This window comes from Streptomyces luteireticuli, from assembly GCF_041519305.1.
GTDB classification, from domain to species: domain Bacteria; phylum Actinomycetota; class Actinomycetes; order Streptomycetales; family Streptomycetaceae; genus Streptomyces; species Streptomyces luteireticuli.
This window is the reverse complement of record NZ_CP167927.1, coordinates 1,676,400-1,689,513: the sequence shown is the minus strand read 5'-3', so window position 1 is coordinate 1,689,513 and position 13,114 is coordinate 1,676,400. Positions and strand designations below refer to the sequence as shown.

10 protein-coding genes are annotated in these 13,114 nt (G+C 73.6%); 5 read left to right on the top strand and 5 right to left on the bottom strand.

Annotation, left to right across the window (positions count from 1 at the left end; genetic code table 11):
• Window position 1 precedes the first annotated feature (1 nt).
• The 4 genes from dhaK to AB8735_RS06775 all read right to left on the bottom strand — a co-directional run bounded on the left by dhaK (window position 2) and on the right by AB8735_RS06775 (window position 3,109).
• Window positions 2–994 (bottom strand): dihydroxyacetone kinase subunit DhaK, encoded by a 993-nt coding sequence (gene dhaK, locus AB8735_RS06790; RefSeq protein ID WP_372406047.1) that lies wholly within the window; start codon window positions 992–994, stop codon window positions 2–4.
• Window positions 995–1,092: 98 nt separating this feature from the next.
• On the bottom strand, window positions 1,093–2,211 hold the full coding sequence (locus tag AB8735_RS06785; protein WP_372406045.1) for an MAB_1171c family putative transporter: 1,119 nt from the start codon (window positions 2,209–2,211) through the stop codon (window positions 1,093–1,095).
• Window positions 2,208–2,687 (bottom strand): ParH-like protein, encoded by a 480-nt coding sequence (locus tag AB8735_RS06780; RefSeq protein ID WP_372406044.1) that lies wholly within the window; start codon window positions 2,685–2,687, stop codon window positions 2,208–2,210. The genes AB8735_RS06785 and AB8735_RS06780 overlap by 4 nt, the downstream gene beginning before the upstream one ends.
• On the bottom strand, window positions 2,684–3,109 hold the full coding sequence (locus tag AB8735_RS06775) for an XRE family transcriptional regulator (protein WP_344022466.1): 426 nt from the start codon (window positions 3,107–3,109) through the stop codon (window positions 2,684–2,686). Before AB8735_RS06775 ends, AB8735_RS06780 begins: the two co-directional genes overlap by 4 nt.
• A gap of 162 nt (window positions 3,110–3,271) precedes the next feature.
• Here AB8735_RS06775 and AB8735_RS06770 point away from each other — a divergent pair, with 162 nt between their 5' ends.
• Entirely contained in the window at window positions 3,272–3,985 is a 714-nt protein-coding gene (locus tag AB8735_RS06770) for a ricin-type beta-trefoil lectin domain protein (protein WP_372406042.1), read from the top strand.
• A 44-nt stretch (window positions 3,986–4,029) separates the two neighbouring features.
• Here the strand turns inward: AB8735_RS06770 and AB8735_RS06765 are convergent, their stop codons facing one another.
• Window positions 4,030–6,429 (bottom strand): NACHT domain-containing NTPase, encoded by a 2,400-nt coding sequence (locus tag AB8735_RS06765; protein WP_372406040.1) that lies wholly within the window; start codon window positions 6,427–6,429, stop codon window positions 4,030–4,032.
• A 162-nt stretch (window positions 6,430–6,591) separates the two neighbouring features.
• Here AB8735_RS06765 and AB8735_RS06760 point away from each other — a divergent pair, with 162 nt between their 5' ends.
• From AB8735_RS06760 to AB8735_RS06745, 4 genes are all read left to right on the top strand, one after another.
• A complete protein-coding gene (locus AB8735_RS06760; protein WP_372406038.1) occupies window positions 6,592–7,692 on the top strand; it encodes a BTAD domain-containing putative transcriptional regulator in 1,101 nt (366 codons plus the stop codon).
• A complete protein-coding gene (locus AB8735_RS06755; protein WP_372406036.1) occupies window positions 7,689–8,447 on the top strand; it encodes a DUF6585 family protein in 759 nt (252 codons plus the stop codon). Before AB8735_RS06760 ends, AB8735_RS06755 begins: the two co-directional genes overlap by 4 nt.
• A 121-nt stretch (window positions 8,448–8,568) precedes the next feature.
• Window positions 8,569–9,327 carry a PE-PPE domain-containing protein gene (locus AB8735_RS06750; RefSeq protein WP_372406033.1) on the top strand — a complete coding sequence of 253 codons (759 nt, stop codon included), beginning with the start codon at window positions 8,569–8,571 and terminating at the stop codon, window positions 9,325–9,327.
• A gap of 193 nt (window positions 9,328–9,520) precedes the next feature.
• Window positions 9,521–13,084 (top strand): ATP-binding protein, encoded by a 3,564-nt coding sequence (locus AB8735_RS06745; RefSeq protein WP_372406030.1) that lies wholly within the window; start codon window positions 9,521–9,523, stop codon window positions 13,082–13,084.
• Window positions 13,085–13,114: the final 30 nt, after the last annotated feature.

Here is a 13,114-nt window from a genome sequence, read left to right as displayed (position 1 = left end):
GTCAGCACCCCCAGCGCAGCGCGGGCGTCCGCACCGGGGCGTCCCACCACCGCAGCAGCTCGTCGTCGGCCCGGCACAGCGTCACCGAGGCGCCCGCCATGTCCAGCGAGGTGACGTAGTTGCCCACCAGCGTCCGCGCCACGGCCACCCCGCGCTCCCGCAGCACCCGGTGGACCTCGCCCGCGAACCCGTACAGCTCCAGCAGCGGCGTCCCGCCCGCGCCGTTGACCAGCACCAGCACCGGCCCGCCCGGCCGGAGGTCCTCCAGCACGGCGTGCACGGCGTAGTCGGCGATCTCCCCGGACGTCATCATCGCCCGCCGCTCCCGGCCCGGCTCGCCGTGGATGCCCACCCCCAACTCCAGCTCGCCCGGCGGGAGATCGAAGGTCGGGCCGCCCTTGGCGGGGGTCGCGCAGGCCGACAGCGCGACCCCGAAGCTCCGCGAGGCCGCGTTCACCCGCCGCGCGAGGGACTCCACCCGCTCCAGCGGCGCCCCCGCCTCGGCCGCCGCCCCCGCGATCTTCTCCACGAGCAGCGTGGCCCCCGTCCCACGCCGCCCGGCGGTGTGCGTGCTGTCCGTCACCGCGACATCGTCGTTGACGAGCACGCTGGCGACCTGGATCCCCTCGTCCTCCGCCAGCTCGGCGGCCATGTTGAAGTTGAGCACGTCCCCCGTGTAGTTCTTCACCACGAACAGCACCCCCGCCCCGCTGTCCACGGCGGCCGCCGCCCGCACCATCTGGTCCGGAACGGGCGAGGTGAAGATCTCCCCGGGACACGCCGCATCCAGCATCCCCGGCCCCACGAACCCCCCGTGCAACGGCTCATGCCCCGATCCGCCCCCGGACACCAGCCCCACCTTCCCGGCGACGGGCGCGTCCCGCCGTACGATCACCCGCCGCTCGACGTCGACGGTCAGCTCGGGGTGCGCGGCGGCCATGCCGCGGAGGGCGTCGGGGACGACGGTCTCGGGGACATTGATGAGCATTTTCATGCGGGGCTCCTCGGGCGACGGTTCCGTGCGGGACTGCTGCTGACCTCATGCTGACCCATCGGCGGCGCGGCCGGCCGCAGGCGGGGGTACGGGGGGCGTCACCTGTCGGCCGCCTCCGGCCGGGATACGGCGGGCAGGCGGGCGAAGGCGCGGGAGACGGCGGCCAGTTGGGCCGCCGCGGCGTCGGGGCCGACGGCGGGCTCCAGGGCGATCCCGGCGGGCGGGGGGCCGGTCGCCGGGGCGGGGGTGTACGCGGGGGTGCGCAGGGCCCCGGCGATCCGGGCGGCCGCGGTGTGCGGCGCGTCGTCGCCCGGGGCGGCCGCCGGGAGGCGGGGGCGGAGCAGCAGCAGGCCGTCGTGGATCTCGATGACCCGGCGGTAGAGGGCGAAGCGGAGCCGGTGCGGGGAGAGGGCGCGGCGGCTTCCCGGGAGGGCCGTCTCCGGGAAGGCGCGGTGCAGCGCCGACCACAGCGGGGCCAGCGCGCGGTACGTGCGGCGGCACCACCACCAGTGCCGCACGGCGGGCCACGCGGCCGCGCCGCCCCCGCCGGCCACCAGGGCCGCGCACAGCAGGCCCAGGGCCATGGAGACGGTGTCGTCGCCGTCCGTCTGCCGGCCGGTGGCCAGGGCCAGCCGGACGTCGTCGAGGCCCCAGAGCGTCCAGGCCAGGCCCATGGCCGTGGCGGCGGTGAGCAGGCGCAGGCCGGCGCGGTGCGTTTTCGTCCGGCGTGCCCGTCGCGTGATCGTGCGGTACAGCGCCGTCAACTGCCAGGCGGGATAGAGCACCAGCGTCGCGTCGTAGGCGGCCAGGGCCGGGCGGTGCCGGTCGTCGACGAGGAGCAGACCGTCCGCGTGGCGGAGGTGCGCGGCGGCGAAGAGCAGTGGCAGTGCCAGGAGGACCAGCGTCGCGGCCGCCCCCTGGCGCCGGACGGGCCCGGCGGTCAGCAGGCCGAGGCAGGAGACCGCGAGCATCCGCAGGACGTCCCCCAGCAGCATGGGAAGTCCCGGCAGGTCGACCGCCCGTTCGACGGCCAGGGCGCTCGCCGGGGCGAGCACGAGGAGGGCGGTGCCCAGGCAGAGGGCGAAGCGGTGCGCCTGGCGCAGGGCGGGCCCGGTCCGCAGACCGCGCAGCGCCGCCCTGCGGTAGAGGCCGAGGGCGATCAGGGCCAGTCCGCCGAGGCAGGCGAGGACGTCGGTCATGAGGGGGACGTCGGTCATGACGGGCCGAGGAAGGGGTCCGGCCGCCGCCCCGCGGAGGCGCCCGTCCACACCGCGCGCTGGAGGATCAGCGAGGCGAGCAACTCCGCCTCCCGCTCCTGCGGTTCGGAGTAGACGGTCCGGCCCAGGACGCGGCCCGCCAGTCCCGGCGGAAGGTGGGGCAGCAGTTCCCCGGACGCCGTGCCGTGGTGCGCGCACAGCAGATGGGCCAGTTCGTGGACGAGGATGTGCTCGCGGTGCAGCGGCGGGATGTCGGCCACGTAGACGATGTAGTCGGCCTGTTCGGCGGTGACCAGCAGGCCGCACGGCAGGCCGGACCGCCAGTCGGTCGGCATCAGTTCGAGGGGTCTGCCGCGCCGCCGTGCGACCGTCGCGGCCAGCTCGGCCGCGTCGAACGGTACGGGCAGGTCCAGCCCGGCGGCGATGGCCCGGCAGCGGCGGCGGGTCCGCAGCGCGCTCCACATCCGCGGTGTCACGGGGCGGACCGCCGCCGCTCGGCCTCGCGGCGCGCGATGGCGTCGATCAGGTCCCGCACCGTGCCCAGCCCGTCGGGGGACAGATTGACCGCGCGCAGGGCGACGTCGCGCACCCCGGCGTCGCGCATGGCGGAGAGGAGGGCGACCTCCTCGGCGACCGGTGCGCTCCGCGCGTCGTCGAAGAAGTACGCGACCGGCACCTCGAAGAACGCGGCCAGGGCCTCGAGATGACGTTTGGTCGGATTGTCCCGGCGGCCGGTGCGCAGCTGCCACAGATAGGTGGCGGAGAAGGTCTCGCCCGTCGACTCGCGGCAGGCCCTGGCCACTTCCTCGTTGCTGTACGGGGTGCGGTCCGGGCGGCGGACCGTCCGGAAAAGGCGTTCTATGCGTTCCGCCAGCGACTGCTCCACGGCCTCGGACACGGCCCCACCTCCGTTCGCACGGGCATGGTAACCGAACACAGCTGAGATGAATGAACCGGCCTTTCTCTTCACAGCAGTTGACAGTCCCGGTGGGGGCGAGCAGGCTTCGGCTCGGTCCGGGAGACCGACCGGTCGACTCCCCCGAACGGAAGGAGCACCACCGTGAGACGCACCGCCGCAACCCTGGTGACGGCCCTGCTGGCCCTGCTCGCCGCCCTCGCCCTGCCCTCCGCGGCGCAGGCCGACGCCCCCGGCAACTGCACGACCCACCACGACGGCCCGGCCGGCTTCGCGAGCTGTACCGGAGTGTCGCCGGGCACCATGTGGCGCGCCGAGGTCGCCTGCTTCTACCTCATCGGCGACCAGCCGGTCACCTACTGGGTGACGGGCAACGTCGTCACCGGCGACGGCACTTCGTCGGCCCTGTGCAACCGCCCCCGGTCCTGGGCGACCAAGACGATCCGCCCCGTGGTCGTGGGCGTGACGGGACAGCAGGGCCGCCTCGTCGGCTACGGCAACAAGTGCGTCGACATCCGCCACGGCAGCACCACGATCGCCACCCCGGTGCAGATCTACGACTGCAACGGCACCGGGGCGCAATGGTGGACCCTCGGCTCGGACCGCACGGTCCGCGCCCTGGGCATGTGCCTCAACGTCGTCTGGGGGCGGAGCGAGAACGGGACGAAGGTGGAGATCTACGACTGCATCCCCTCCAGCCAGGGCGAGCAGTGGGTCCCGCAGGCCGACGGTTCGCTGAAGAACGTCCTCACCGGCAAGTGCCTCGACGACCTGGGCTTCGACACCACGAACGGTACGCAGCTGGGCATTTGGGACTGCAACGGCCTGCCCAACCAGAAGTGGGTCCTGACGCCCTGACGCCCTGACGTTCTGACGCCCTGACGTTCTGACGCCCTGACGTCCTACCGCGGTGGGCGCGACGCCCGGTACGCCCGCGCCAGGTGTTCCTGGAGGCGGGCGTGGCGGAACTGGTAGACCGCGCCGGCCTGGCGGAGGACGCCGCGCCGGTAGGCGTCCTCCAGGAAGGCGACGACGTGCCAGGGCAGCCGGCCGGTCAGCGGCAGCCAGACGCGGGCGAGGACCAGCCACTGGCCCCAGGCGGTCAGGGCCAGTCCGTAGCCGAGGACGCCGCCGAGCCCGCTGGTGACGCCCAGCTTGACCGCGGCCGTGAGGGTCCAGGCGAGCGGGCCCAGGAGCGCCGACAGGGGGCCCATCAGCAGGTCGGCCCCGAAGCCGACCAGAAGCCCGAAGACGGGGGCCCAGAGGAGGAACTGGGCGGTGATCGTCCGGCGGTTGGTGCGCAGCAGGCCCGTCGGACTGACGGCCGACCGGATGTCGAGCGGGGTTTCGAGGAGGGCCCGGAGGCCGAAGGCGGGGCCGGTTCCCAGGGAGAAGACGACTCCGAAGATGACGCCGTCCTTGAGGCCCCTCTCCAGGGCGTACGGGAAGCCGGTGCGCCAGAGGCCCCAGTTGAGCATTCCGTGGGCGAAGCCGTAGCCGAAGCCGTAGGCGAGCCCGCACACCAGCCCGATCACCAGCCGGGGGGAGGCGCTCCGCCCCGCCCTCCCCGCCCTGCCGAACACCTTCAGGTTCACCCGCACACCGGCGGGCGGCACCGCGGCGTCCCTGGCCGCGAACACGAACCAGTACGCGGTCCCGAAGACGAGCCCGGAGAAGAGTCCCGCGGCCGCCCCGTCCGCCAGTTGGTACCGGAGGGGATCGGTGAAGGCCCCGACCGCCAGGTCGACGACCCCCATCGTCAGGCAGACCGCCAGTGCGGTCACCAGGGCGCGCACCGGGCGGCGCAGCCCCGAACCCAGGCGCCACCACTCCAGGTTGGGGGTGTCGAGCCGGGTCAGGTGGTCGGCGAGGTAGCCGAGCCAGTAGCGGGCGCGTTCCGGATCGACGTCGACGCCGGGGCGCGGCCCGCCGCCCGGGAGGTGATCCGGCCGGGGCCGGTAGACGGTGGTGGTGAAGTTCTCCAGGAGGTGCTCCTCCAACTCCTCGGGGCCGTCGAAGCGCCGGGTGTCCAGCAGCGAGGACGGGTCCTGGCCGGCGGAGTCGCTGTAGACGGCGCGGGCGAGCGTGACCATCAGCGGAGTGGTCAGCACCGCGGCGAGGCTGTCACCGGCCCGGCTCCGCGGCTGCTCGGCCAGCTCGGCCAGCACGGCGTCCCAGCAGGTGCCCGAGGGGTCCCCGCCGTGGCCCTTGCGCGTGGTGCGCGGCAGGTAGTCGGCCAGGTCGTCCAGGGTGAGATCGGTCAGCTCCACCGCGGCGGCGGAGGTGAGCACGTCGGTCTCCGCCACGGCGGCCGCGTACTCCGCGGGACGGCTCGTCAGCAGCAGGGGCAGGGTCGTGGCGTTGAGCGCCTCCAGCGCGGGACGGCGCAGACCGCGGGCGATCTCGTCGAAGCCGTCCAGTACCGGGAGCACCCGGCCGGTCTCGACCAGGGCGGAGGCCAGGCTCGCCCCGCCGGCCCCCGGGACGGCGAGACCCGGGTGGTCCCGCGTCAACTGGGCGGTCAGCCAGTCCCGGAACGTGAGGGCCGTGGGATCCCACGAGCCGATGCTGAAGATCACCGGTACGGCCTCGGCGCGGGCCCTCGACTTCAGGTGGTCCAGGACGAACCGGGCGGTGAGGATCGTCTTCCCGGAACCGGGCCGGCCCAGCACCACCAGCCGCCCGGACGGGATTCGCCGGTACACGCCCACGATGTCGTCCAGCCGCCCGCACAGGTCCAGCGGGCCGTGGGTCCCCCCGGCGGGCAGACGGCGGATGTTGGCCCAGTGGTCGGTCAACTCCTCGGGCGCCGGCCGCCAGCGCACCGGCAGCGGGTACGGGTCGTGGATCTGCCGGTGCTCCTCCTCGCGCTGCCAGCGGGTGGCGACCGAGTGGGCGAGCTGCTCGGCGATGCGGGCGAGGGCCTCGTTCAGCGGCGAGTCCGGCGAGTCCGGCAAGTCCGGTGAATCCGGCGGATGTGCGGTGGCCACGGGTCCGGGTCCGGGGCGGTCGCCCGAGTCGCCCGAGTCGGCCGAGTTGCCCAAGTCGCCCGGGCCGTCCGGCCGTTCCCCCGGTGCGGTCCGGTGGACGGCGGCCGCCAGCAGCTCCTCGCGCTGCTCCGGCACCAGCCCGAGGGCGTCGGCCAGCAGCCGCACCGTGGTCACCCTGGGGTCGGCCCGCTCGCCGGTCTCCAGTCCGCGGATGGTGCGCACGCCCACGCGGGCGCGCTCCGCCAGCGCCTCCTGGGTCATCCCCGCTTCGTGCCGCAGCCGCCGTAACAGCACGCTGAACTCACTGGCCACAGGTCACGGTCTCCCCCCGAACGTGTCATCGCCCCAGGTGAGGGACTCTAGCGCGGCCACCGGCCGCAAACGGCCGGTCTCCTGGCCTGTCGGCCGTCCGGTGCCCGGACCAGCATCGACGGCATCCGCCGGACCCGTCCGGCCACGACCCGGGGAGTCACCATGCCGCCCACCGCGACCGCGACCACGACCGTGACCGCGACCACCGTCCGGCCGCCCGTCACCACACTCGGACAGCAGGAGCGCGACGTGCTGTACGCGGTCGGCTGCGGCCTGAGGAACGACGAGATCGCCGCCGCCCTCGCCCTCCCCGAGGCCGTCGTGGCCGGACACCTCGTACGGATCCTCGCCGCCCTCGGCCTGCGCGACCGGGCCGCCGCCATCGTCCACGCCTTCGACAGCGGGCTGGTCACCCCCGGCCGCGGCCCCCGCCGCCCGGCGGCGGACCCGCAGCCGCGGACCGCCGTCCGCCGGACGCCCGCACCGCGGCTGCGGATCTCCGTGCTCGGACCGCTGCAGGCATGGCGCGACGGACAGCCCGTGGACCTGGGGCACCTCCGCCAGCAGGCCGTCCTGGCGGCGCTGGTGCTGTCCCCGGACCGGGCGGTCTGCCAGCACGAACTCCTCGACGGCGTCTGGGGGATGGAGCCGCCGCTCACCAATGTGGTGCCGGTGTACATCTACCGATTGCGGAAGATCCTGCACGACGAGGACGGCCCCGACCAGGTGATCGGGCGCCACCGATGCGGCTACCGGCTGCTCCCCGGCGCGGTGGAGGTGGACGTGACGCGCATGGAGGAACTGGCCGACGCGGCCGTCCGGGCCGAGCGGGCCGGCGAACCGGACGAGGGCGTGCGGCTCGCCTCCCGGGCGCTGGACCTGTTCCGCGGCGAACCCCTGGCCGGTCTCCCCGGACCCGCGGCCGAGCTGGAACGGCTGCGGCTCTCCGAGCGCAGGACCGTCCTCGCCCAGCGGATGCTGGACTGGCAGCTGAGGCTGGGCCGGCACGCCGAGGCGATCGCCGAGCTGTCGGCCCTGGCCGTGGCGCAGCCCCTGAACGAACCGGTCGCCGCGACGCTGATGCGCGCGCTCTACCTGAGCGGCCGGCAGGCCGACGCGCTGGCCGTGTACGGCCGGGCCCGCCGCCGCCTGGACGAGGACCTGGGGGTGACCCCCGGCCCGGCGCTCCGGCGGACGCACCAGATGATCCTGCGGGGGGACGACGCCGGCCTCGGCATCGTCGGAACCGGAACCACGTCGTGAGCGGACCGGTGCCACGCAGGCGGAGCGAGGAACTGCTGCTGGCGAAGGTCTCGGCGGCGGCCGGCCGCGAGCGCATCGGCAGGCGGTGCGCCACATACGAAGCGGCCGCGCACGCGGTCCCCGCCGACTCCCGCCCGGCCGGGGGGATCCGCGGCCTGCCGGCCTTCGCCCGGTACGTCCGGATCTCGGCGAGGAGGTGCTCCGTGCGGAGGTTCGCCGTGAAGAGGGCGGCCGCGGCGCGGCTGGACCTGTACGAGCGCGGACTGACGGTGGCGGTCAAGGGGCGGATCCACGTCGTCCGTTACGACACCACCTCCGTCTTCCCGGACGGCCCGGACGGCCCGGACGGCCCGGCCCGCTCCGGGACGGTCTGCACGCTCACCGACGTCGACGGGGAACGGATCGCGCTGCGGGACCGGCCGGGGCACGGCGGGGCGGAGGAGTGGGGGGCCGAGATCGAACGGGCCGTCACCCGGGCCCAGTTGCCCCGGGCCCTGGCCGCTCTCGACGAGGGCGGGCGCCTCGCCTTCGGGGACGTCTGGCTGACCGGGGAGGGGATCGGGACCGGGGCCGGGACCGGGAAGGTGTCCGCGCGGTGGTCGCAGGTGCGGCGGGTGGACATCCGGAACGGGGCCGTCGAGGTCGACATCGCCGGGGAACGGCACGTGTGGGGCCGCGCGGTGTCCGGGATCCCGAACCCCTTCGTCCTCCGCGCGCTCGTCCGGCACCTCGGGACGGACGGCGCGGCCCCCTGACGGCGATCGTTTCATCGCCGTGTCACCGGCCGTGGCTAAGGTCACGGCCCGGCACGGAAGTTGCGCGTCCACTCGACGCATGCACTCGACGCATCCACTCGACTCGGGGAGAAGAAGAGCGATGATTCTGGCCGGCAGAGGGAAGAAGGCGCTCGGCGCCGCCGGTGCGGCCGTGGCGATGATGGCCATGACGGCCGTCGCCCCCACCGTCGCCCACGCCGATCCGGTGCAGCACCACTACTACCTGGAGGTCGGCGGTACGGGCGCCGCGGAGCCCGCACCCGACTGCACCCACAGCTATACGTTCGCCAACAAGCACTTGGACGGGGGCATTCCGATACCGGTCTGCTACCCGGCGAGCATCGGACCCCTGCTCAACGGCCGCAACGTCCCGGACCTGACGGCACCGAGCCTCGACGCCAGCGTGCGCGAGGGGTACCGCAGGCTGCTGGCCACCGCCGAGGACACCCACCGGCGCGATCCGGGGGCCCGGCTGACGATCGTCGGCTACTCCCAGGGCGCGCAGGTGGCCGACCAGGTGCTCCGGACGATCTCCGACGGTGGCACCGGCATCCCCCGCTCGCAGGTGAACGGCATGCTCTACGCCGACCCCATGCAGCCCGGCACCGGCATCTGGTCCCTGCTGCCCAAGGGGTGGAGCGCTCTGGGGATCACCTCTCCCGGCGCCGGCCCGGAGAAGTTCGAGGGCGTTCCGGTGCAGCGGTTCTGCATCCGCACCGACGGGGTGTGCGACGCGACCTCGCTGCGGTCCGTCGCGGGCTTCCTGACCGAGCACCCCACGTACGGGCGGGACGGCGGCATCATGACGCGGACCATCGGCCACGACGGCGGCGAGGGCGTCGTCTGGTACGACTCCTGACCGTTCGACTCCTGACCGTCCGACTCCCCGGGGGACCGTCCAACTCCGGGAGGGGCGGGGCCGCACGCCGTGGGCGCGGGTTGCGGCGGGACGCGGGAGTGGTTCGATGGAAGTACGTGTGGCACGGGCCCGTTGTGCGCGCACGGTCCCGTCCCCGTGCCGAGTGCGGTTCTTCTCGGAGGAGGGAAGGGCGATGACCAAGTTGGTACGGCGCCCGCCCGGGAAGAAGCGGCCGGGCAACGCCCCCATGGCGAGTCTGTTCCCGCGGTGGCTGTGGACGAAGGCCAGGGGGGCCGTGCTGGGTTTCTGGCACGGGCTGACGGTCAGGCGGGAGGCCCGGGGCGGGATCACGCGGCCGAAGAAGTGGCGGCGCTGGTTCTCCTACTCCGGCTGGATCCGTGCGTTCTGCACGGTCGCCACGATCGCCCTGCTCTACTGGTTCGGCCAGGCGATCTACAACATGACCGTGGGATCGAAGACAGGGCTCGAGGAGTGGGACAAGAATCACCCCGGGTTCGACGACACCCTCCGTTTCATCGGTCCCGTCCTCTTCGGCGGGCTCATCACCGCGATCTTCCTCTTCTTCTGGTACGGCTGGACGAAGCGGCGGTACCTGACGAAAGCGTGCAGGGAGCCCCACGATCTGGTCCTCACCGCGGGGCCGCAGACCAAGGAGGTCGTCGGGCGGCAGGAGATCGCGCAGGTGATCGCCCAGCGGCTGCGGGACCGCGCCACCCGCAGGCCGTACATACTGGTCGGCGGGGTGGGGACCGGAAAGACCGCCGTGCTGGTGCGGCTCACCGAACTGCTGGCCCAGCAGGGCGCCGTGCCCGTGCCCATCCGGCTGCGGGACGCCGCCGGCCTGTCCGATCTGAACTTCGAGCAGATGGCCAAGCGGCGGTTCTGCGAGGAGGCTCCCCAGGGCATCCTGGCGCGCGGCAAGACCGAGCGGGTCTGGCAGCAACTGCTCGCGGACGACAAACCGGTCGTCATCGCCGACGGGCTGGAGGAGGCGGTGCTGGCCCCCGGCCTCCAGGAGGACCGGGACAACATCATCCGCCGGGCCATCGAGCGGGCCGAGGAGGAGAAACTGCCCCTGGTCATCGCCTCCCGGCCGCACACGCCCCTGGAGACGACCTGTGCCGCGATCATCGAACTGGAGCCCCTGAGCGAGGAGTCGGCGCTCGACTTCGTGCAGGAAAAGGCATCGGAGGCGGACGAGCGACGGCTCGACTGGATCGTCGAGACGGCCCAGGTGACCGAATCGCCCATCTATCTGCAGGTGGCCCGGGAGCTCAGCAGGCACGGCCTGCTCGGCCACGGCGGACCGGAGCGTGACGCCCGGCCGCTCAACACCCGCAGCCGCGACCGCTCCGAACTGCGGCTCTGGCTGCTGGAAACCTGGCTGGACGCGCTGGTGGCCGGCCGGCTGGGCGAGGACGTCCTGCTCTCCGAGGAGGAGCGCCGCGACGCGGTCGAGGTGGTCTCCGCCCTGGCCTGCGTCGGTCTGCTCCAGGATAAGCTGGAGGTCGAGTTCGAGGATCTCCAGGGCGAGCACCTCGACGCCGACTCCGCACGGCGGGCGAAGATCAAGGCCGGGTATCTGTGGAGCACCCGCACGCCCTTCGACGGCGCCCGTACGGGAGCCCTGCCCCAGTGGCATCGCGGCCGGATCTGGGACGAGCTGTGCGAGAACCTCGGCTCCGGGGCGGGGCGCCGGCTGCGGACGGGGACCCCGGAGGAGCGCCACGCCGTGCTCGCCCGGTGCGTGGCCCACGCGGGTGCCCTGAAACTGGTCGAGGGATTCGAGAAGAAGGTCCGCTTCCCGCACAGCATCCTCCAGGCGTACCTGGGCTTCCGCATGCTCCGTCACCTCGGCGCGGACCCCACGCGCGAACTCGTCCGGACCGCACTCCAACCACCCGGCCCCAGCCGTGAGTTGCTCATCGCCCTCGTCCTGCTCTCCCGCGACGTCTCGGTCCGCACCGCAGCACCGGAACCCGGCGTGCGGGCCGGGCTGAAGGAAGACCTCCGGACGTGGCGGCGGACCGCCCTGGGGCAGAGACCGCTCGCCCATGCGCTCAACCGTGCGGCGGAGCAGCGCGAGGACCCCAAGGCCCTCGAACTCTACGCGGCCGCCCTGGAGGTAGAGAGCGCCCGGGACGTGCCGGAGGAACTGGGCGCGATCGTCTCCGGGATCAGGGCCCGCTGGGCCGGCATCGACGGTGATCCACGCACCCTCGAGGACGCGAAGCTCCGCGTCGTCAGACAACTGGGCGAGGCCCTGCGCACTGCCGACAGCAAGCATCCCAAGGGGATCGACGTCACGTCGCTGTACCAGAAGCTCTTCGAGCTCGGCATAGCGGAACCCTCCTACTCCGTCCGCCTCGCGGCCGCCCAGGAGATCGGCGACGGCGGCGACTCGGCGTTCGCCGTGATCCGGCGGCAGATCATCGACGTCGACCGCGACCCGGTCGAGGAGTACGAGACGCGGAAGGCCGGACTGGTCGGCAGGAAGAGGGCGGAGCTGGACGAGTGGGAGAGGGAGCAGCGGCGCCGGGCGACGATGCCCCGGCCGGCGCGGCGTTCCGGCGAGGGAGGCCGGAGACCCCGCGAGCGCCCGGACATCTTCCAGGAATACCGGGACGAACAGGTCAAGCTCCTGACCGAGTTCATCATGCGGGCCTGGATGATCCCCATGCTGCTCGGCTCCGTGAGCGACGAGCTCCGCGAGGACGCCCGCGTCCGTCTGACGCTGTGGCTGCGTCACCTCGACCCGGCCGAACCCGTCGACCTGCCGCTGTCCCTGGAGAACGCCCTGGCCCAGGGGTTCAAGTACGCGGCCAACCGCCGTGAACGCCACCCCCTCGCCGTCCCGGGCGGGCGGAAGGAGCTGATCCGGCACGCGGAGACCATGCTCCGCCGGAGCCGCTGCTGGTACACGCAGCTGATCCTGCTCCAGGCCCTGTGCCTGTGGGAACTGCCCGACACCGCCGCGGCGGACCGGGGGGACGACGGTACGCGCACCCGCCCGGCGAACGCGGTGCAGACCGTCCGGCGCTGGCTGTCCACGGCCGGAACGGAGCACGCGTCGGCCGTCCGCGTCGCGGGGAACGGTGCCGGGCCGCGCACGCCGCTGCACCCGTTCGTCGCCGAGGCCGGCGACCTGGCGGCCCTCGCCCTGGAGACCAGGAGGCCGGAGCGCTTCCTGTGGATCGACGAGAAGGGCGTCGCCGACAACATCGGCTCGCGCAACAGCGGCCCCCAGCTCCACCGCAAGCACCATCTGTGGATTCCGCCCTCGGTCGGCTGGAGCACCCTCGACGCCCGCGCCCAACGGCTGGCCGCCGACGTGCTGGTGATGCTGAACCTCATCGAGCGCGACGGGCAGCCGGACGAGGTCCAGGACCGGCTGGGCCGCTCCCAGCAGGCGAACGCCCAGCTCCCGCCCTGCATGACCACCGACCGCACCCCGCTGGCCCCCCGGCTCAGGACCGGTACGTCGGTCCCGCCCATGCCGGGCAGCGGCTGTCTGCCCAGCTGCCGGTTCCAGCTCTGCCCCTACCCGCCCCGGGGCGCCCGGCTCCGCGCCGAACTCCGCGAACCCTTCTGTCGCCAGCAACAGGCCCTGCTGCCGGGACGCCTGACGCGCCATCTGCCACGGGGCCGCCACCGCAAGACGCCCAACTGGGTGGGCATGCGCGTCACCGAACTGGACGACTTCTGGGACAAGATGGCCCAGCGCCTCCGGGGGTGAGGCGGGCCCCGGGCCGCCTTGGCCGCGCGC

What these genes read in the sequence shown, in the direction of transcription:
- AB8735_RS06760 (WP_372406038.1), top strand. Translation starts at nt 6,592, where the DNA reads ATGCCGCCCACCGCGACCGCGACCACGACCGTGACCGCGACCACCGTC.
- AB8735_RS06785 (WP_372406045.1), bottom strand. Translation starts at nt 2,211, where the DNA reads ATGACCGACGTCCCCCTCATGACCGACGTCCTCGCCTGCCTCGGCGGA.
- AB8735_RS06750 (WP_372406033.1), top strand. Translation starts at nt 8,569, where the DNA reads ATGATTCTGGCCGGCAGAGGGAAGAAGGCGCTCGGCGCCGCCGGTGCG.
- AB8735_RS06745 (WP_372406030.1), top strand. Translation starts at nt 9,521, where the DNA reads ATGACCAAGTTGGTACGGCGCCCGCCCGGGAAGAAGCGGCCGGGCAAC.
- dhaK (WP_372406047.1), bottom strand. Translation starts at nt 994, where the DNA reads ATGAAAATGCTCATCAATGTCCCCGAGACCGTCGTCCCCGACGCCCTC.